The organism is Anaerostipes sp. AF04-45 (genome assembly GCF_003461725.1).
Taxonomy (GTDB): Bacteria; Bacillota; Clostridia; order Lachnospirales; family Lachnospiraceae; genus Anaerostipes; species Anaerostipes caccae.
In genome coordinates this window covers 308,526-328,629 of record NZ_QTXQ01000004.1, presented here as the reverse complement: position 1 = coordinate 328,629, position 20,104 = coordinate 308,526, and the positions used below count along the sequence as shown (strand labels likewise).

At 43.1% G+C, this 20,104-nt stretch carries 21 protein-coding genes and 1 riboswitch; of the genes, 11 read left to right on the top strand and 10 right to left on the bottom strand.

The genetic code is table 11. The features are described from left to right. The first annotated feature begins 111 nt into the window (after positions 1-111). Positions 112-1,488: an MATE family efflux transporter gene (locus DWV34_RS08450; protein WP_009289687.1), complete on the top strand. Its 1,377-nt coding sequence runs from the start codon at positions 112-114 to the stop codon at positions 1,486-1,488. After that, on the top strand, positions 1,485-2,645 hold the full coding sequence (locus DWV34_RS08445) for a cation diffusion facilitator family transporter (RefSeq protein ID WP_118475938.1): 1,161 nt from the start codon (positions 1,485-1,487) through the stop codon (positions 2,643-2,645). The genes DWV34_RS08450 and DWV34_RS08445 overlap by 4 nt, the downstream gene beginning before the upstream one ends. Here the strand turns inward: DWV34_RS08445 and DWV34_RS08440 are convergent. The 3 genes from DWV34_RS08440 to DWV34_RS08430 all read right to left on the bottom strand — a co-directional run bounded on the left by DWV34_RS08440 (position 2,642) and on the right by DWV34_RS08430 (position 5,140). Continuing rightward, on the bottom strand, positions 2,642-3,970 hold the full coding sequence (locus DWV34_RS08440; protein WP_009289685.1) for a hypothetical protein: 1,329 nt from the start codon (positions 3,968-3,970) through the stop codon (positions 2,642-2,644). The genes DWV34_RS08445 and DWV34_RS08440 overlap by 4 nt on opposite strands. A 156-nt stretch (positions 3,971-4,126) precedes the next feature. Further along, positions 4,127-4,390, bottom strand: coding sequence for a CD3324 family protein (locus DWV34_RS08435; protein ID WP_009289684.1), 264 nt, complete (start codon positions 4,388-4,390; stop codon positions 4,127-4,129). A 159-nt stretch (positions 4,391-4,549) separates the two neighbouring features. Beyond that, the gene (locus DWV34_RS08430) at positions 4,550-5,140 is read right to left on the bottom strand and encodes a hydrolase (RefSeq protein WP_118475936.1); all 591 of its coding nucleotides are present in this window, start codon (positions 5,138-5,140) and stop codon (positions 4,550-4,552) included. Between the two features lie 453 nt (positions 5,141-5,593). Between DWV34_RS08430 and DWV34_RS08425 the strand changes: the two genes are divergently transcribed. The 7 genes from DWV34_RS08425 (at position 5,594) to DWV34_RS08395 (ending at position 12,110) form a co-directional block, all read left to right on the top strand. Continuing rightward, positions 5,594-7,177, top strand: coding sequence for a DNA/RNA helicase domain-containing protein (locus DWV34_RS08425; protein ID WP_233444275.1), 1,584 nt, complete (start codon positions 5,594-5,596; stop codon positions 7,175-7,177). 31 nt (positions 7,178-7,208) lie between these two features. Beyond that, entirely contained in the window at positions 7,209-8,354 is a 1,146-nt protein-coding gene (locus DWV34_RS08420; RefSeq protein ID WP_118475931.1) for a hypothetical protein, read from the top strand. A 115-nt stretch (positions 8,355-8,469) separates the two neighbouring features. Further along, positions 8,470-8,973: a GNAT family N-acetyltransferase gene (locus DWV34_RS08415; protein WP_118475929.1), complete on the top strand. Its 504-nt coding sequence runs from the start codon at positions 8,470-8,472 to the stop codon at positions 8,971-8,973. Further along, positions 8,952-9,278, top strand: coding sequence for a response regulator (locus tag DWV34_RS08410; RefSeq protein WP_118475927.1), 327 nt, complete (start codon positions 8,952-8,954; stop codon positions 9,276-9,278). Before DWV34_RS08415 ends, DWV34_RS08410 begins: the two co-directional genes overlap by 22 nt. Positions 9,279-9,300: 22 nt before the next feature. Beyond that, positions 9,301-9,561, top strand: coding sequence for a sensor histidine kinase (locus tag DWV34_RS08405; protein WP_227031892.1), 261 nt, complete (start codon positions 9,301-9,303; stop codon positions 9,559-9,561). Positions 9,562-9,613: 52 nt separating this feature from the next. Continuing rightward, a complete protein-coding gene (locus DWV34_RS08400) occupies positions 9,614-10,372 on the top strand; it encodes an ABC transporter ATP-binding protein (protein ID WP_118475923.1) in 759 nt (252 codons plus the stop codon). 1 nt (position 10,373) lies between these two features. Then, positions 10,374-12,110 carry an FtsX-like permease family protein gene (locus tag DWV34_RS08395; RefSeq protein WP_118475920.1) on the top strand — a complete coding sequence of 579 codons (1,737 nt, stop codon included), beginning with the start codon at positions 10,374-10,376 and terminating at the stop codon, positions 12,108-12,110. Here DWV34_RS08395 and DWV34_RS08390 read toward each other — a convergent pair. The 7 genes from DWV34_RS08390 to DWV34_RS08360 form a co-directional block, all read right to left on the bottom strand. Then, the gene (locus DWV34_RS08390; protein WP_330416985.1) at positions 12,058-12,432 is read right to left on the bottom strand and encodes an MATE family efflux transporter; all 375 of its coding nucleotides are present in this window, start codon (positions 12,430-12,432) and stop codon (positions 12,058-12,060) included. The genes DWV34_RS08395 and DWV34_RS08390 overlap by 53 nt on opposite strands. A gap of 152 nt (positions 12,433-12,584) precedes the next feature. Beyond that, positions 12,585-13,907: an MATE family efflux transporter gene (locus DWV34_RS08385; RefSeq protein WP_187115076.1), complete on the bottom strand. Its 1,323-nt coding sequence runs from the start codon at positions 13,905-13,907 to the stop codon at positions 12,585-12,587. A gap of 353 nt (positions 13,908-14,260) precedes the next feature. Continuing rightward, positions 14,261-15,037, bottom strand: coding sequence for a sirohydrochlorin cobaltochelatase (locus tag DWV34_RS08380; protein WP_118475916.1), 777 nt, complete (start codon positions 15,035-15,037; stop codon positions 14,261-14,263). Positions 15,038-15,063: 26 nt separating this feature from the next. Then, positions 15,064-15,906, bottom strand: a complete 843-nt coding sequence (locus DWV34_RS08375) for an energy-coupling factor ABC transporter ATP-binding protein (RefSeq protein WP_009289666.1) — start codon at positions 15,904-15,906, stop codon at positions 15,064-15,066. After that, entirely contained in the window at positions 15,903-16,676 is a 774-nt protein-coding gene (gene cbiQ, locus DWV34_RS08370; RefSeq protein WP_009289665.1) for a cobalt ECF transporter T component CbiQ, read from the bottom strand. Before cbiQ ends, DWV34_RS08375 begins: the two co-directional genes overlap by 4 nt. Then, positions 16,666-16,998, bottom strand: coding sequence for an energy-coupling factor ABC transporter substrate-binding protein (locus DWV34_RS08365; protein WP_054334963.1), 333 nt, complete (start codon positions 16,996-16,998; stop codon positions 16,666-16,668). The genes cbiQ and DWV34_RS08365 overlap by 11 nt, the downstream gene beginning before the upstream one ends. Then, positions 16,988-17,749: an energy-coupling factor ABC transporter permease gene (locus tag DWV34_RS08360; protein WP_009289663.1), complete on the bottom strand. Its 762-nt coding sequence runs from the start codon at positions 17,747-17,749 to the stop codon at positions 16,988-16,990. Before DWV34_RS08360 ends, DWV34_RS08365 begins: the two co-directional genes overlap by 11 nt. A 150-nt stretch (positions 17,750-17,899) precedes the next feature. Next, positions 17,900-18,080: riboswitch (cobalamin riboswitch) on the bottom strand. 66 nt (positions 18,081-18,146) lie between these two features. Here DWV34_RS08360 and cobA point away from each other — a divergent pair. Next, a complete protein-coding gene (cobA, locus tag DWV34_RS08355; RefSeq protein WP_118475914.1) occupies positions 18,147-19,661 on the top strand; it encodes a uroporphyrinogen-III C-methyltransferase in 1,515 nt (504 codons plus the stop codon). Next, positions 19,658-19,942 carry a cysteine-rich small domain-containing protein gene (locus tag DWV34_RS08350; RefSeq protein WP_006567013.1) on the top strand — a complete coding sequence of 95 codons (285 nt, stop codon included), beginning with the start codon at positions 19,658-19,660 and terminating at the stop codon, positions 19,940-19,942. Before cobA ends, DWV34_RS08350 begins: the two co-directional genes overlap by 4 nt. Positions 19,943-20,104: the final 162 nt, after the last annotated feature.

The window sequence follows — 20,104 nt, the reverse complement described above, 5'->3', positions numbered from 1 at the left end:
GGTTCCCTTTTTTATTGAACAATATTGAATATATATTCAATATTATAATTCTTCTGATTTGTACGGAAAAGTGATCCGTTCAGATAAAAAATACTTTTGGAGGTAAGAAAAATGGAACAAACAACGAAAACCAACTTTCTTTTAGGAGAAGAAAAGGTGTCAAAGGCGCTGCTAAAGCTCGGCATCCCCACGATGATCGGTATGCTGGCCTCGGCTCTGTATAATGCTGTGGACGCTTATTTTGTGGGAGGATTGGGAATCAGCCAAATGGGTGCAGTCTCTGTGGTTTTTCCTGTTGTCCAGCTGGTCATCGGACTGGGGATGATGTTCGGTGCAGGAGCATCTTCCTATATTTCCCGGCTGCTCGGGGAGAAGGAGTACGCTCTGGCTGACCAGACAGCCTCAACGGCTTTATTTTCCGGACTATTGACAGGAGCGGCAGTTATTGGCCTGATCCTGTGCTTTTTAACACCGATATTGTCGGCACTTGGAGCTACAGAAACGATCTTACCCTACGCCAGAGAATATGCTGTGATTTATGTTTCTGGTTCTATACTCAATGTATTTAATGTGACAATGAATAACCTTCTGACGGCCCAGGGATCAACACGATTTACTATGACGGCCGGAAGTGTGACGAACCTGATTTTGGATCCGCTTCTGATATACGGACTGCACATGGGAATCCGCGGGGCCGCTGCAGCTACAGTGGTTTCCCTTTGTGTCAATTCCCTGATGTATGTGTATTACTTGAGAAGACAAAAGGGTGTGCTAAAACCATCTATTCGTAAAATTACAATAAAAGGTGCTGTCTATAAGGAGATTTTAAAAATAGGAATTCCTGTCCTGACCTTTCAGCTGTTTGCCAGTGCTGCACTGGGCCTTACAAATACGGCGGCAAAAGAGTACGGGGATTATGCAGTCGCAGCCATGGGTGCAGTCAGCCGGGTCATGACGGTCGGTATCTATGTCGTCTTTGGCTTTATGAAGGGATTTCAGCCGTTTGCAGGTTTTAACTTTGGCGCAGGGCAGTATGAACGGCTCAGAGAGGCGGTAAAGCTGTGCAGTTTATGGTCTACTGCCTTTTGTATTCTCATGTCATTTCTATGTATTCTGTATTCCGGAGAGGTAATCGGGCTGTTTGGAACTGACCCTCAGATGCTGGCCCTGGGAGGAAAAGCACTGAGGCTGAATGCGCTGATGTTTCTTACTTTTGGGTTTCAGATGGTTTATGCCTCCCTATATCTGTCGGCAGGGAGAAGCGGTGCCGGAAGTATTCTGAGTTTAAGAAGGCAGGGGATCTTTTTCTTTCCGTGTATTTTAATCCTTCCAAAACTCTTCGGACTTTCAGGGATTGTGTGGGCTCAGCCGGCGGCGGATATCTGTTCGGCACTGATGACTCTGTGGTTTGCATGGAAGATGAATGAAATATTGGGAATCCAAAACGGCAGCCGGTCTATGGAACAGATGAAGGAGGAAAATATATGAAAGGGGAAAAGAAAGGAATCGGCATTTTCGGACTTACCGTGCTGGGCATTGCATTAAACTTATTGCTGTGTGCTGTGAAATTTGGAGCCGGCGCTGTCAGCCATTCTGTAACAATAACCGCAGACGGATGGAACAGCCTGACAGATGCAGGGACATCGGCTATTACAATGCTTGGGCTCTGGGCGGCAGGATGCGGCGCTGGAAGACATCATCCGTTTGGGCACGGGAGACTGGAATGGATCCTTGGCATGCTGACCTCTGCATCGGTAATCACGATAGGATTAGAACTGCTCAAATCCTCTGGGTCCGCCGTATATCAAGGACAGCAGTCCCAGTATCCGGGTTCCGTATTTATTGTGCTGCTCCTGTCTGTATTTGTTAAGATATGGATGCATTTTATACAGAAGCGGGCAGGAGAGCGGCGGCAGTCAGAGACATTAAAAGCTGTTTCAAATGATTCACTGGCCGATGCACTCGCTACATCCGCAGTACTGATTTCAGCTCTCGCCGCAGAATTTACTTCCTGGAAAATAGATGGATGGTGCGGGGTCGGAGTGGCGGCACTGATTATATTCAATGGAGTCAAAAGCTTTTCAGCCATTGTACAGAAAGTAATCGGTATGCAGGCCGATAGTTCCATAGCAGAAAAGATAGAAGAGATGATAATGCAAAAGAAAGGCATCAAGAGTTGTTATGAATTAATGATTCATGACTACGGGCTCAACCATTATGTGGTCTCGGCAAAGGTTCTTGGAACAGAAAATACTGTCTGCGCCCGGGCCTCAGAGCTTTCTATAGAAATAGAGCAGAAGTTTGGATGCAGCTGTACGGTCCAGGCGGATATAATGGCAGAAGAGTCTCCTGAGATACAGGAAATAAAAAAAGATTTAAAAGAGAAAGCGAAAGAAATCCATCGATTATTAAACATCCATCATTTTTATTTGATCAAATCTGGGGCAAACATTCTCATAACGGCGGACATTAGTATTCCTGTTTCCCAGCAGAAGAAACGGGAACTGGTTTACGGGGAACTGAGCCGGACGGTCCGTCAGCACGGCGGGCAGTATCAGCTGAGATTACACCCTGTCATGGAAAACAATCATGTCAAAGCCTGGAAGACTTCACATCAGGCAGAAAAAAGAATAGGGGCAGACTAATCCGCCAGAAGATTCTTTCGGTCAGCCACTGCAAAGGATGCCATCCGGCGGGCAGATTCCCGGTTCAGCGGCATGACCCTTCCGTGATAAGGATAATAGATCAGATTAGACCAGAGGACTTCATAACCGCCCTCATCATATTCCTCAGCTGTGGGAAGGTAACTGTCAATCCCATTGGTATAGCCGTTTAGGAAAAGAAGGGAATCCTTTGACCGATGCCACGCATCCAGAGATATTTCGCACATGATTTCATTGGGAACACCGCAGAGACATCCTTCATTCAATAAAAAATATTGAAATTCAATGTCTGCTGTCTGAGCAGGGATGTGTTCATGGTGCAGCCTGCGGACCTCCTGCAGCCATCCTGTTCCGTCAATTCTGGCCTTTTCCTTTGCTTCAGCCGCGATTTCAGCGGCCCGGTTCAAAGGCGGAACATCGGCTGTGAACCTGTGTCTTACAGAACACATAGAGACACAGTATACCGGCATTGTTTTTAAAGCAGTAAAGATGGAAGCAGCAGACTGAAATACGGATTCTGCCATTTTGTTTAAGGATTCTGTGCTCTGTCTGAAATATTTTTCTTTTTCTTGGGCAGTATATGGTTCTTCTAAGGCGTCCACACCATAAATCTCCATAAACTCAGCGTTTTCCTGCTGGAATCTGGGGCGGAGATCTCCAGATGCCCCCTGAATCATCATAACCGGACATCCAAACGATTCAGAAAGTTTTTGTCTGGTTACGCCGAAATAATCGGAAGAAATTTTATAGTTGTCACTTGTAAGGACATTTGCATGGGCGGATACCCGAAGCAGGAGCAGTGCCGGACTGCCATCGGGCTTGGAAAGCTTTAAAACTCCCAGACGGGGATCTCTTAAAACTTTTCCGGATCTCCGATTGACTCCAATGTCATGTTCTGCAATACCCCATCCGGCATAGAATGGTTTCATATTTTTCAGGGCCGTTTTCAGGACAGAACATATACGGTCACACACGAAGGTAAAATAGGCACTTTCTGCTGCAGCATTCGGAGCAGAGTGAGTATGGGAAAAGCAGATCATGATGTTGTCAACGGGAACATTCAGTACATTTGACATCTGCTTCCTTAATTGAGACGTTAATTTTACGGTAAATCCCAGACTGTCGATGGCTGTCAGACATATTGTTTTATCTGCGGTCCTGAATATCAGGACTTGTGCTTTCAATGGATGAAGAACACCCCTTGATTTATTGTTTGTTCTTGAAAATCCAACCATTTCTACGGATACGCTCGGGGTAATATCCGTTTGTGCAAATCCAAATGATGCAGTCTTTCTATTTTGTTTCATAAGTAACACCTCCTGCATCAAAGAATATCAGAGAGATAAGTTTCCCTCAATATACGAATTGATACAGAATCATTTTATACTTATGGATTCAGAAAGTTTCATGCGCAAAACAAAAGTGCGGTTTCCAATCTATAAACCGCACTTTTTCCAGATATTTTATTTGCTGTATATAATCTTCCTGATAGTGTGTACAGATAGAAAATATGTCTCTGACAGATTTTCTATTGACTTCCCAAGCTGAAAATCTCTCCGGATACAGGCATTGCGTTTGCTGATCCTGAGCCGGCTTCCGGTCTGGTCACCCCAGCTTTTATGCTGATCTTCTTTTTTAGGAATATATAAATATTCTCCCTGCAGGTAGTCCTGAAGCTGTTCCACAAGGGCCGCAGGAAGAAGGGAAGATGCATTTTTATATTTCATATTTGGCCTCGTTTCCTTAAACATCGTTGTTCTTGGATGCAAAGCCGCATATCAAAAGTGCCTGTTTACTCCATGCAGCCGGCACTTTTTTTGTTCGGCTCTGCATGGAGGGTAACATCTGCTTGTCTTTTTTTGTTAATACACATGGTGGGTTACCTCCTACTGTTCATATTTTTGCATTTCCTGCCGGATCTGATTTTCGCAGGAACGCATGGCAAGAATCGTTTTTTCAAATAGTTCATTCAGCTCCCAGCCGAGGTTCTCAGCTCCTTGTGAAATTACATCCCGGGAACATCCTGCCGCAAACTTTTTATCTTTAAACTTTTTGCGGACACTGGATAGTTTCATATCCTGTACGCTTTTAGAAGGACGCATTAATGCAGCGGCTCCAATCAGACCAGTCAGTTCGTCGGCCGCAAACAGGACTTTTTCCATCTCATGTTCAGGCCGGACATCGGAACAGATCCCATAGCCGTGGGAACAGACAGAGCGGATCATGTCCTCTCCAATACCTCCTGCCCGCAGGAGCTCCGGTGCTTTTTGGCAGTGTTTTTCCGGATAAAGTTCAAAGTCAATATCATGAAGAAGTCCTGTGATGCCCCAGTAGTCTTCTTCCTGTCCGAAGCCTAGTTCGTTTGCATACCATTTCATGACACCTTCCACTGTCAGTGCATGCTGGATGTGAAAAGGTTCTTTGTTATATTGTTTCAACAGCTCAAAAGCTTCGTCACGTGTAACTGCCGATTCCATAGAAACCTCCTTTGCGGATGTGATTGTTTAACGATTATTCTGGCACTATTTTAGCATCTTCGGTGGAGAAAGTAAAATCAGCAGAACTTCGGGATTATAACGGCTCATAAGGAGAGGACACCTGTTTGACAATTACACAGGAAGATATTAGAATTTAAGAAGGAAATGATACAATTTGTTGATTTTAAGTGAAGATTGTAATGCAATTTCTTTTGTTTTGTAAGAAAAGATATTTTAAAAGAAAGGAAAGTATGTGTTTATTTTTTTATAAACATGATACAAGGAATTGATTTGGAACCTATCATACATAAAATAAATGACAATATGCATGGCTTACATAATTTTCAGGAAAAATTATTAAATAAGGCTTCAGAAAAAGAAAAAACAGTCTTGTTAGATTATCCTACGGTTTATATACATAACTGGAAAAAGAGCGGAAGCTATGAGGTATATGTGGGTGAATCAAATAATATTATTCAGAGAACAAAACAGCATTTTGATCAATCAGAGGACAAACAGAACTGGAGGTCCCAGCTGAGAAGAAAGTCGGCAAGTTTGTATATTATCGGCCATGACCATTTTAATAAATCTTTAACCATGGATATTGAAAACCGCTTAATGCTTTATATGATGGGGGTTGATTCGGTAAAAAGAATACATAATAAAAGGACAAATCCGCAGAACAGATATTATCCTGATTTTGAAGTGAATGATATCTTTCGAAGGATCTGGCATAAGCTGAGAAAAACAGACCCATCAATGTTTCCAAATGAAAGTGTTATAAAGGATTCAGCGTTATTTAAGGCTTCACCTCTTCATAAACTGACACAAGAGCAGGAAGATATAAGAGACAGGATTATAGAAAGGGTTTTCAGTGTATTGAATGAGCAGAATGGAGATGGACAGCTTATTTTTATTGACGGAGAAGCCGGAACAGGAAAAACCGTTCTTAACAGCAGCACTTTTTACGAGCTGTACTTGATGGCAGAAGAAGAAAAAATGACGGATTTCCAGTGTTGTCTGATAGTAAATCATGATGAGCAGATTACGGTATATGAGCAAATAGCAGAAAAATTAGGTTTAAAAAATAAATATGGAAGGGTTGTATCTAAACCAACAACTTTTATCAATCATCACTCAGCGGATAAACCGATAGACGTGGCATTTATTGATGAGGCTCATCTGCTATTAACACAGGGAAAACAATCCTATCGGGGTAAAAATCAGCTCCAGGATATCATTGAGAGGGCCAAAGTCACTGTGGTTATGTTTGATGAAAATCAGATTTTGACAACAGAGCAGTATTGGGAAACAGAAATATTAGGAAATTATAGAGAGAAAGCCAAAGAAAATGGAAATCATTTTAAGCTGACAAAGCAGATGAGAATTACTGCATCAGATGAAACGATTTCCTGGATAGATGATTTTACAAAGGAGAATCATCTATCAGCAATTCCAATGGATACCACAGGATATGAGATAAAAATCTTTGAACATCCGGCTGAGCTTGAGACTGCAGTCAAGACGAAAGCCGCGGAGGAAGAACATAAGCTTTCCCGGATGATAGCAACCTATGATTGGGAATATAGCCAGAATTCATCCATGGAAAAGAGAATGAAGAAATATTGGGAAGTGCTGATCGGTGATTGGCATAAACCATGGAACCATGAGCTGGACAAGGAACTGGGAAGAGAAGAGAAAAACAAGAATAAAACACTTGCCTGGGCGGAACAGCCGCAGACAATAGATGAGGTGGGTTCCACCTTTACAATTCAGGGATTTGACCTGAATTACGCAGGTGTAATCCTTGGCCCGTCTGTTAAGTACCGCAATGGCAAGATTGTTTTCGACCCAAGTGAAAGCTGGAATTTAAAAGCAACCAGAAAACGTACATTGTCGGATGGTACGAAGCAGAGATTTGGAGAAACTTTAATCCAGCATGAAGTAAGAGTCCTGATGACCCGGGGAGTGAATGGATTATATATTTATGCATGCGATAAAGAATTGAGAGAAGCATTAAAAGAAGCTGCGAGATAGATGAACAAGATAATAATTGAGGAATAGTATTATGATGTTATTTAAATTAATATTAAGCTATATATTCGTTTTAATAATAATATATTTCTGTAATAATAAAATTATGGATCTATTAGGTAACAATCAAGCGATTATTAAGTTTATAGAACTTACTCTTCCTTTAACGATACCTGCTTTATTGTATTTTTTTCAGGTGAACAAAGACAAACAAGAACGTTTAGAGAAAGAAAAACAGAAAGAAGAGAAATATGAAATGGACGAGAAGGATAAATTCGAGAAATCGTTACCTTTTTTCTATATTAAAAACGAAATTATTTTTGCTAGAAATCCTCAAAATTCTCCAATCTTAAATGTAAAAATTCAAATTGCAAATATAAGAAATGATTTTATGACATTAGGTGAATTAAATACAAGCGGAGCTATTCATTCAGAGAATAGTTTTTCTATAGGGGGACTAGTAGATGGAGATGAAATAAATTTAGAACATCTATTAGGAAATAATAATATATTTGGGGGCATTAGATGGTTTGTATTGTCTGCTATAACTGTAACAAATGATATTGTATATTTTGTATATTTACCCTGTATTAAAACTGGATGGCATTTTTATAGAAAAACAGTATACCAAAAATCGTTGATAGTTAAATATATTGGTGATGATGATTATTGTGAATTAGCAAAATCCTTAATAAACCATGTTTCAGTATATGGAGAAGAATTAAGTTATAAAGAAAGTATACTAAATGATGAAATAAAATGTTTAGATCAAGATGACTTAAAGGGAGCATGTGTACAACTTATTGTATTGGTTAGAGAAGTGAAAGCATTGCCCAAAAGTGAAGTTCTTTTTGTATTACATAATGTCTATTTGATGCTCCATCAATTAGACAGTGTGGAAAAGATTCGACCTGATTATTTTAGAGGGAATTTGTCTGCAAAATGTGATTTTACAGAGAAATATAAAAACTTATTAGGTAATGTAGAGCAAGGATTTATGATGAGGGAATACTTACAGGATATCCTTATACTTATAAGTGAAGATAGAAAAGTTTCTCTGGATTTTTGGTTACGCAATTTAGAAGTATTTGTCCGGGATCATAGTCGTATTTTTAATGCAAGAGCATTGAGAGGAGATTTAGAACGGACAATACCACCCCTGGCAGGAGGGGTTAAATAATATATTTTTATTTTAACGAATGATAAAAACACGCGTGGTATGTGACTTGGCAATCTTTTTTTGAAACTTTTTATTAGATCTTTTGAGCTGTTTTTTAGCACATAGAAAGAATATTATGAAAAACCTATCAATTCGAATATATCAATCTTCTGACGGTAAGGAACTGGCGGAACTTTTTTATAACACGATCCACGCAGTCAACGCAGAAGATTATACTGAAGAACAATTAAATGTGTGGGCAGCCGGAAGTGCCGATTTAAAAAGATGGAATGAATCTTTATCAGCAAATATTACATATGTTGCAGTTAAAGATGATGTTATCGTGGGCTTTGGAGACATTGATCATACAGGATATTTAGACCGCCTGTTCGTTCATAAAGATTATCAAAGAGAAGGAATTGCCTCAGCTATCTGCGATCAGCTGGAACAGGCAGTACAAGGGAGAAAAATTATCACACATGCATCCATTACTGCAAAACCGTTCTTTGAAAAAAGAGGGTACAAAGTTGTGAAAGAACAGCGGGCACAACGCCAGGGTGTGTACCTGACAAATTATTTAATGACTCATTCCCGGCATGACAGACAGGAGGATATTCCATGCTTCAATCAGAGATTTTGATCGTAGAAGACGACAGGGATCTGGCAGAGATCGCTATAGATTATATGGAAGAAAAGGGGCTTGGATGTATCCGGGCAGAAAGCGGCGAAGAGGCATTTGAAGCTTTGTATCAGCATCCTATCAGACTGATTATCCTGGATATTAATCTTCCCGGAATGAATGGCTTTCAGTTCATAGAAAAGCTAAGAAACGAAACAGAGCTTCCTGTCATTTTCATTTCTGCCAGGACCAGTGATACAGATAAAGTAAAAGGCCTGATGCTTGGCGGAGACGATTATCTCTCAAAATATTCTTGGAAATGCTGAAAAATATGCGGCAGGTTCTCCTGTGGAAATTAAAATGGAAGATCAGGAGCAGTACGCGGTGATTCGTATCAAAGACTGTGGTCCGGGAATTCCTGAGGAGGACTTCTTATATGCGAAGCAAAAGTTCTACCGGGGAAGGAATGCCCTTAATCAGCAGGGAGCGGGGCTTGGTCTGTACTTGAGTGAGCTGCTGATGAGACAGATGGAAGGGAAGCTGGAACTTGAGAACAGGGAAGGACTGCAGGTTTCTTTGTATCTTCTAAAAGTAAAGCACGTGATTTAAAGACTATTTAAGAATTCTTTTGCTAGGATAGCAGCATAAGGAGGATCAAAGTATGAAATCAATCATTGAGACATCAAACCTATGTAAAAGCTATGCCAGCGAAGGCCAACAGATGCATATATTAAAAAATATCGATCTGAAGATCTACGAGGGGCAGTTCACCGTGATCATGGGACCCAGCGGTTCCGGAAAGTCCACGCTGCTCTACATGCTGAGCGGGATGGATTCCGTCACCAGCGGTACTGTCTCTATCTGCGGAGAACTCCTTCGGAAACAGAATGACAAGGAAACTGCCCGGTTCAGACAGGAGACGACAGGATTGATCTTTCAGCAGATGAACCTTCTTTCCCATATGACATGTTTGGAAAATATCTGTACTGCAGGATATCTGAAAAAGGGAAGAAGCAGAAGAAAAACACACGAGGAGGCCAGAGATCTGCTGGAGCGCATCGGAATACCTGAACTTTCCGGAAGGCTGCCATCACAGATGTCCGGGGGCCAGCAGCAGCGGTGTGCCATTGCAAGAGCATTAATTAATCATCCCAAAATATTGTTTGCCGATGAACCAACCGGTTCCTTAAATTCATCTTCCGGAAAAGAAATATTAGAACTTCTCTATTCTATGAGCAGGACTGGACAAGATATTTTAATCGTAACTCATGACATAAAAGCAGCGCTCATGGCCGACCGTATTTTATATTTGAAGGATGGAAAAATCGAGGGTGAATTAAACCTTGCCCCATATGAAGAAAAGAGTGCTGCGGCAAGAGAAAAACAGCTGATTGGCTGGCTTTCGGGAATGGGGTGGTAGTATGGGCATCCTCATGATGATAAAGTATGATATCCGAAAACGGAAAAGCCAGGCAGCGGTTATTTTTCTTCTCAGCTTTTTGATTACCCTGTTAATATCAACGTCCGTCTCTGTTCTATGGCAGAGCCAGGAGCAGTATGACGAGGCGGCTGCCAGGATGCACCTGCCGGAAGTCATCAATATTTTTAACAAAGGACAGCATTCAGACGCAGATGAAGTTACTAAAAACCTTCAAAAGCAGCCGGAGACAGAAGAAGTTATGAAGGAAAATATCCTTCTGCTCAGAGAAAATCAGATTGTCCGTTTCAAAGATGACAGCTGGTTTTCCAGTGGTACCATTATCCGGGCATTTCCGGACCAGTACAGCCTGACAGAAGGAACACGGAAACGGGATGGAATTTATCTCCCCATTACCTTAAAGGATTCCAAGCACCTGGAGACAGGGGATATTGTGACTCTGAAATTGTCCGGTCAGATCAAAAAGTACCGAATCGCAGGTTTTTTTGAAGACCCGTTTCTCGGAAGCACAATGACCGGTTTTAAACAACTGTTTTTGGATCGGAAAACATATGAGAAACTTTCAAAAACAACGGAAGCTTTAAACTATAAGAGCACGATGGTAAGTCTTTGGACGAATCATGATACCGGGAAGGATTTCACGTCCAGGATCAAAGAGCTGAACGGCAAAACAGGCTTTGCCAGAAAGGGAACAGAATATATCGAACAGCCGCTGATAAAAATGTCGGCCATGGCTTTGACAGACATTTTTTTGGGACTGATCTTTCTATTCAGTCTGCTTATGCTGACGGTCATGCTGATCACTATCCGCTACCTGATCGCCTCATCTTTGGAGGATGATTACAAAAAACTGGGGATTCTTAACGCTCTTGGCTATTCAAAAAGGAAGCTTTTGGGTGCAAAAATCCTGCAGACGGCGTTTTTATTTGGAGCCGGAGGAGTGGCCGGACATTTTGGGTCATTTTTTACCGTACCTTCTCTGGGAGAAACTGCAATGGAAGGTTCAGGGATTTTATGGCACGGAGGGATACGCCTGGAACCGGTCATACTTTCAATTTTGGCGGCTGCCCTTTTTGTCGTACTGACTGCCTGGATGAGCCTTCGGTGTGTCCAAAAGATTTCAACTGTTCAGGCCATAAGAAATGGTAAAAAAGACATCTGTTTTACAAAAAGGTATCAGGTTTCCCTGGTAAAACTCAATCTTCCTTCGCTGCCTTTAAGGCTGGCTGTGAAACATGTATCGGTTCGTCTTCCCCAGTATCTGCTCTTAGTCATTGTCTGCGGATTTATGATCTATTTCATGGTGAGTATCTCGGCACTGCATGAAAATATGACTGATATTAGAAAAACAGCAGTCTTATTCGGAAGTTCAGCTTCAGATATCTCCATTGCAAACACATCAGATTTGTCCGCCGACAGCAGTATACTGTTTCAGGATTTTATAGAAGATACGAAAAAATTATCTGAGGTAAAATCAATCTATTCAACGGAAAGCCAGTATTTAGATATGGAACATCAGAAAATGCTGCTGCAGGTTGTAAGCCAATTTAATAATGAAAATTTCCTGGACCCTTTAAAGGGACGCGTTCCAAAGTATGATAATGAGATGATGCTGACAGAAGTTTCATCAAACTATCTGGGGAAGAGGGAAGGGGACATGGTAACAGTCAGCCACGGGGGACGCCGGAAAAGAATTCTTTGCCGAAAAAGATTAGAATGATCCATGCAGCTACAGCTAAGAAAACGGAACCAATGACGGAAGCAGAAAAATATTCATTTTCGTCACGTGATTTAAGATTTGTTCGTCCTTTTAAGGTACTGAAGATTACCGATCCTCCAATCCCCATGAGCAGTCCCAGGCTGTAAATGATATTCCATATTGGGGCAACTACGGCAAGAGCAGCTGTACCTTCCGGGCCTTGATATTGTCCTACCACGGCCATATCTACAACAGAATAGACAGAAGTTATCAGTGCACTGCAGAAAGCGGCTGATAAATATTTAAAATAAAGTGGTCTGATTTTTCCTGTTAAAAAATCCATATTGTGATCCTCCTGAAAATAAATGATAATTTTAGACGTAAAAAAGCCGGACAGGGAACAGATTGATCATTCAATCTATACCCTTGTCCGGCCTATCATCCAAATGATTTGCCCTCCGAGCAATTCATAATATAACAGACGAACTCCTAATGTCAAGAATCTTCTTTCTTTACTTTATGAAATTGAAAAAGCAGGATCATTCCAATCAGACTGACAAGCAGCTCGGTCGTGGGAAAGGCCGCCCAAACCCCAGTGATGCCTCCCAGGGAAGATAACAAAAAAGCCATAGGAATGATGATGACAAATCCCCGGAGAATTGATATGATGTGTGCCGGCCGCGGGTATTCCGTGGAAGTAAAGTAGACGGCAGCCACAACGTTGAAACCTGCAAATACAGAGGCGGTAAAGTATATTTTCAGTCCTGCGGCTGCGATATCCTGAAGTGTTTTATTGTGACTGCTGTTAAAGACTCCGGTAATCGGTTCCGCACCGAAAAATATACACAGATAAACGCAGGCGGAGATTACAATAACCGCAGTGACGGCGTAACGTAAAATCGCAGTAACATTTTTATGGTTTCCGGCACCGTAATTGCTGCTTAAGACGGGCTGTATCCCCTGTGCGATGCCTGTATAGACTGCCATGACGACCAGCGACAGATTCGCGATGACACCATAGGCCGCGACGCCGATGTTCCCCGCTATGCGCAGCAGGATCATATTAAATACAATGATCACGATACCGGAAGAAACTTCCGTGATTAAAGACGGAAGTCCGCTTGAAAAAATGTCAAGCAGCAGATTTGCCGAAAGCCTGCATTTCTTTAAATGAAACTGATTTCTTTTATTGATCAGATAAGGGGACAGAATCAAAATGCTGATTACCGGTGCCAGTCCGGTGGCAAACGCTGCCCCGAACAATCCCATTCCGAGAGGAAATATAAATATATAATCTAAAATAACATTAGACAGACTTCCACAGATCATGGCTGTCATGGCCAACTGGGGATTTCCGTCATTTCTTATAAAACACAGCAAAAGATTGTTTGCCATAAACATTGGGGCAAACAGCAGAATAACCTGTAAATAAGTTTTTGTCATTTGGAACACAGATTCGTTGGCTCCCAACATTCTAACCAAAGGGCCGGAGCAGAAAATACCAAGCAGGCAGAAGATACCTGCAATGATTCCCGTAAAAACCACAGCATTTGTAAATGCCTGATTCGCTTTGACTTTATTTTTCTGGCTTCTTAAAATTGAATATTTTGTTCCACCTCCGATTCCGAGCATTAATCCGCTGCCGTTTATAAAGCTGTAAACCGGAATTGCAAGATTCAGGGCGGTCAGTCCATCTGCCCCTAATGCCCTGGAGACAAAAAAAGTATCTGCCAGAATATAAAAAGACAGCCCCAGCATACCCAGTACATTGAGCGAAGAATACTTCAAAAAAACTTTAAAACATGACATCTCTTTCATATGGTATATACCTTCCTTATGCATTTGTGTACATCCCCGCAGGACTTCCCTATGGAAGAACAAAGTGGGCAAGCCCACACTTCAACACCCCAACCCCTCAATCTTTGAGGGGCTTGACAACTTTGCGTACCAGATGCGATTTGACGTAGTCAAATAATTTCCTTACGCATCTGTGTACAGCCTGCGAAGCGTTTTTTATTTCATAGGGAAGGTCGTAGAACTTTCCTATGAAATAAAAAACGCCTTACTCATTCCAACAAAGGCCTACTGGAATAAATAAGACGTTACCCGGCGGTAATTAACATTTATGCTATTTTTATAGATAATATCATATTGACTGAGAAAGTCAATATCTAGGTACACGATTTCGCGTGTTCGGCAAACAGCTCCCTGACCCCGTCATATTCTCCGAGTCCTTTCATGACACATTCTACTTGATATCCTGCCGACACAAACTGAGAGTACCAGGAATCCGGGTCGTCTCCCGCCATATCATGTCTTGCATGATCTCCGGCTACGATCATAAAAGGCGCAAGAATGACTTTCTTCGGCTGGTATTCTTTTACCATACGCATCAGGGACTGCATGCTTGGGAAGGCTTCTACTGTACCCAGAAAGATATTTTTAAACCCCATATCCTTGAACCGGTAGTCAAGGGCAGCATAGACAGTATTGGCATAGTGAGTAGTTCCGTGTCCCATCAAAACCAGGGCATCTTTGTCAGTGATCCACGAAAATTCCGATGCCACCGCATTTACAACCGCTTCATTGTCGGATTCCGATGAGAGAAGAGGTGCCCCGAAGACAATAGAATGAAAAGAGTCCCGGAAGGAAAGCGCGTCTGTTTTCATCCGGTCATTTTCCACACCATTGATGACATGGGTGGGCTGGATGATCACATCCGTAATGCCGTCGGCTTTCATGTGCGCCATGGCTTCCGGCACAGAATCAATATGGATGCCGTCTCTTATCTTTATTTTTTCAAGGATCATACGGCTGGTCCAGGCCCGGTACATCTTGTGATCCGGGAAATGATGTTCCAGTGTATGTTCGATCGCTTCGATCGTTTTTTTTCGTGTATCTTCATAGCTTGTCCCGAAACTGACAGCTAAAATCGCTTTTTTCTTCATCTATTTCCTCCGCAGACAGATATTTTTCAGATTCCTTCAATTATTTGTTCAAGCTCCATAAGGTTCTTGGGAATCGGAATTCCAGTATTTATTATTTTTTTCCGGCAAAGACTTCCATACATAGAAAGTACGGCGGGCCGAGACAGATTGGTGAGGGTAAGGGCTGCCTGATCAGAAAATACTTCTATAGGAGATCCTGATTTCAGAACTCTGCCCTGATGGAATAATATAATCTGGTCCGCCCATGAGAAAGCATAGTCCGGATCATGGGTTGAGATCAGAACAGTCAATCCGGCTTCTGTCATTTGATCTATGGTTCCGTTTACCAGGGCCGTATGTTTAGGATCCAGAGCCGCAGCCGGCTCATCCAGGATTACAATATCAGGATGCATGACAAGGATGTCAGCAATGGCAACCTGTTTTTTCTGCCCTCCGCTCAGGATATGGGTAGGGCGGTCTTTCAACTCTGTGATATCCAGAGCATCCATGATCTTTTCCGTCTCTTTGAGAGCCGTTTCGCTGTCAGCTCCAAGATTCAAGATGCCGAAGGAGATTTCCTGCAGGACACTGGCCGAAAACAGCTGGTTATCGGGATCCTGAAATACAATTCCAATCCTGTGCCTCAGCTCTAACAGACTTTTCCTATCATAGGAATATGGTGTTCCACAAAAAGACAGAGTTCCCTTTTGAGGCTTTAAAATTCCATTCAGACAGAGAAAGAAAGTAGATTTTCCGGAACCGTTGGCTCCCATGACTGCGATTTTTTTGCCTTTTTGAATATCCAGGGAAAGCCCGTTTAACGCCGGAGTATTCTCTCCGTCATAAGTAAAATACAGATTATCGGCTTTTATAATAGATTCCATCTTCATCCGTAAATTTTCCTTCCTATTATGAGAGACAGCAGAAGAAGTTCAAACATTATGATGTAAATAATTTCTTTCCTTTTTGGAGGATAGTCCTCTAAAAGGACCCGCATGTTCCCGTTATAGCATCTGGATTCCATGGCATCAAATAATCTGCCGGAACGCTTCATTGCTTTCATGAACAAGGCGGAAGCCATACCTCCGAATGCATGGACTGATGTCTTGAAATTCCGGTTGGAAAGCCTTGCCTCCTGGGAGATCCTGATGGCTGTGGCCTCCGACAATAAGACAAAAATAAACCGGTAAATAAGCATAAACAGTTCTATGAGCAGAGCCGGGCAGCCCAGCTTCTTTAAAATGCCGATCAAGTCAGTCACCGGGGTGGAAAGAGACAAAAAATATAAGCAGGATACTGCAGAAAGAGCTGAGAGTATCAGCCTGAAACCGAAGATCAGCGACTCCCAGCTTCCTGTTATATAGTAGGAACCTGCCGGCACTGCATATGCATCCAGAGGAGTTTTGGAAATATTAAAGAGGATCGCCAGCGTGCTCAAGAGCAGGAAGACCGCAGGAAGACGCATCAGCTTTATATACCGGCGGACAGAGATGCCGCCTTTTTTTACCGTCAGCCAGCCAAGGCTTAGAATGACCAGAGTCGAAACAGAAAAAGATCTGCTGAGGATACAGAGCAGAAGCGTTGTCATGGAAAAGCAGAACTTTTCCATGACATTTACTTTTCTGAGCCCGGACCGGTGACAGTATTGGTCAATCAGCATCGTTTGCCGCCTCTGCCGCAGCAAGGAGGCGCTTCCGTTCCCTTAAACGTCCCAGGTTATAGGCAATGATCCCGACACCAATCCCGGTCTGTACACAGAACAAGAGGCTTTCCACTTCACCCGGAAGTTCTCCGTCAATAAAGGTTTCCAGCACAGGAGTGAACCACGGCTGATATTCCTTTCCCTCAATCTTTGATATCATGACACTGCCCGCATCATCAGAGCCTCCGAACTCGGCGCCTTTTAAGGCAAACAGAGGTACCACAGCAATAAAGGCGGCCACGAAAAGCAGGATGATTACTTTTTTCTTATCACTTTTCATATGCATGTCCCTCCTTGATGAAGCTGAGAATCTTGAGTTCCGGACGGGCATAGGATTCAAGAGCGATAATGATCACAACGGTCAGAATTCCTTCTACGATGGCAAGAGGGAGCTGGGTCGGAGCAAAGACTCCGAGAAATTTTGCTGCAGAAGCCAAAAAGCCGCCCTGTTCTGAAGGATATGCAAGTGCCAGCTGAACACTGGTAATACAGTATGTAAAAATGTCTCCAAGCATTGCGGCCAAAAATACACTGATCCGGCGGTTCAGCCCGCATTTTTGGCAGATCTTATACACTGCGAAGGATAAAAACGGCCCTGCGACTGCCATAGAAAAAGTGTTGGCTCCAAGAGTCGTCAATCCGCCGTGGGCTAAAAGGACTGCCTGGAAGATCAGAACGATGATGCCCAGTATGCTTACAGCCAGAGGTCCGAACAGAATGGCGCCAAGTCCGGTACCGGTCATGTGGGAACAGCTTCCTGTGACAGAGGGGATTTTTAAAGAAGAGATAACGAAGATGAATGCTCCTGACATAGCAAGTATCGTCATCAGCCGCCGGTCTTTGCTGACCGTCTTTTTGATGGAAAAAAATCCTGCGGCTAAAAACGGAAGGCTCAGAACTCCCCAGGCGATACAGAACAGAGGAGGAAGATACCCCTCCATGATGTGCATGGCGCTGGCTGTGCGGCCGAAGCCAAAGATGACAGCCGCCGCCAATGCAGCGGTTACAATGATTTTTTGATAGTTTTTCATGTTTGCTCCTTTCGATTCACTTCGCTGTGTCTCGGTGTAAAAAACTGCAGCACCGAAAACACCAGGTATGCTGGCGCATCGAATATAGGCGCAGAAGGACGCGGCTCCTTCGACGATATATTCTACAACGGCTGTCTTTCGCAGACCGGTGTAAATCGCATGTTTACGGCAGGTCTTCTGACTCAGGCCTCACTGCCGCATTCCGCCTTCCCAGTTTCCCAGTGACATGATTGAAATGCAGCTCTTCCTATACAGCGGCGGGACCGTGCGGGAATCTCACCCGCTTTCCTATTCTCCTTTATAAAAGGCACCTGTAAACATTCAATTTCTCCCATTTTATCGAGTTGTTAGAATCTTGTCAATATGCTATGATGGAAATAAAAAGGAGAAATTACCGATGAAGACTGGAAAGGTATGGCTGGTGGGCGCAGGGCCCGGGTCCATCAGCCTTTTGACGATAAAAGCGGCGGAGGTGCTGCAGAAGGCAGATGTGATCATTTATGACAGCCTGATCGGCACCGAAATATTATCGGCACTTCCCAAAACAGCTGATTACATTTATGTCGGAAAACGTTCCGGACAGCACACGATGCCTCAGGAAGAAATCAATCTGCTGCTTCTTAAAGAAGCTCAAAAAGGCCGTTTTGTCGTGCGGCTGAAGGGAGGAGACCCCTTCCTGTTCGGCAGGGGAGGAGAAGAACTGGAACTGTTAAAAAAACACCAGATTCCATTTGAAATCGTTCCTGGCATCACCTCACCGATCGCGGTGCCGGAATATAACGGTATCCCGGTGACTCACAGGGATTTCAGTTCTTCCGTTCATATCATAACCGGACACAAAAAAGCAGGGTCAGAATATGATATCGACTTTGAAGCTCTCGTGAGAACAAAAGGTACTCTGGTGTTTTTGATGGGAATTTCATCACTTCCGGATATCGCTGACTCCCTGATCTCTGCGGGAATGGACCCTCAGATGCCGGCTGCCGTGCTTTCCAGGGGAACCACGGCAGGACAGAAAAGAGTTGCTGCGCCGCTTCGTGAACTTCCGGAAGCCGTGTGCAAAAGCCGGATAAAGACTCCTGCGGTCATTGTCGTCGGACAGGTATGCAGATTTTCAAAAGATTTTGCCTGGTATGAAGACCTCCCTCTGGCGGGATGCCGCATTTTACTCACACGCCCGAAGGAGCTTATCAAAAAGACAGCTGCCATGTTCAGAGATCAGGGGGCAGAAGTCTTGGAAATGCCTTCTATCAGTATAGAGCCGGTAAGAGACCAGAGGAAACTTTCCATGGCTCTTGAGAAGATCAATTCTTATGACTGGATCGTGTTCACAAGCGTCAACGGAGTCAGAATCTTCTTTGAGGAAATGAAACATCAGAAGAAAGATATCAGGAGCCTTGGTTCCTGCAGGATAGCCTCCATCGGTGCAGGCACAAAAAATGCATTGGAAGAGAGAGGCCTGTTCTGTGATCTGGTACCCGAACATTATGACGGAGTTTCTCTTGCCGGGACACTCGCGGACAGACTTACAGGTACGGAGCACATCCTGATACCGCGGGCAGCTTCGGGAAATCAGGAAATGATACGGATTCTTCATAAAAAGCCCGGAATTCAGACAGATGATATAGGAATCTATGACACTCAATATGAGAATTGGCAGCTGGTCCCTGTAAAAGAAATGATCGAATCGGGAGAGATCGACTGGACAGTTTTTACAAGCGCTTCCACAGTCCGGGGATTTGCGGCTGCAGTGGCGGATACGTGCATCAAAGGAATGAAGGCAGCATGCATCGGAGAGCAGACTGCCCGGGCGGCAGAAGAAGTTGGAATGAAGGTATATATTGCAGAGCAGGCGTCGGCCGAAAGTCTCGTCCGCCTCGTTTCAGAACATCAGACAGGAAGTAAATTATGAAGAGAGAGAAAAAAAACTATCAATTTTTCCGGCACAGAGACTGTGAGTATTTTCCATGCCATGAAACAGATGATATTGAAAACTTTAATTGTCTTTTTTGTTACTGTCCGCTCTATATGCTTGGGGAGAACTGCGGCGGCAGTTTTAATTTAAAAAACGGCGTGAAAGACTGCAGTCAGTGCATAATTCCCCATAAAAGAGAAAATTATGGCTATATTACCGGGAAATTTTCTGAGATTGCCGCTGCAATGAATTTTTCCAAAGATCAGCAGCAGGAATAATCTTTCCTTTTCAGTTCCGCATTCATTGTTCCGATTTCCTCTTATGAAGCCGGTATATCTAACATATCCTTCCCCATTATTTCCATAATAGTGTCCTGCTCTGCAGTCATGGCTGCAAAAGCTGAGCTCCCGATGACTCATAGATTTATTTTCATCTTGATA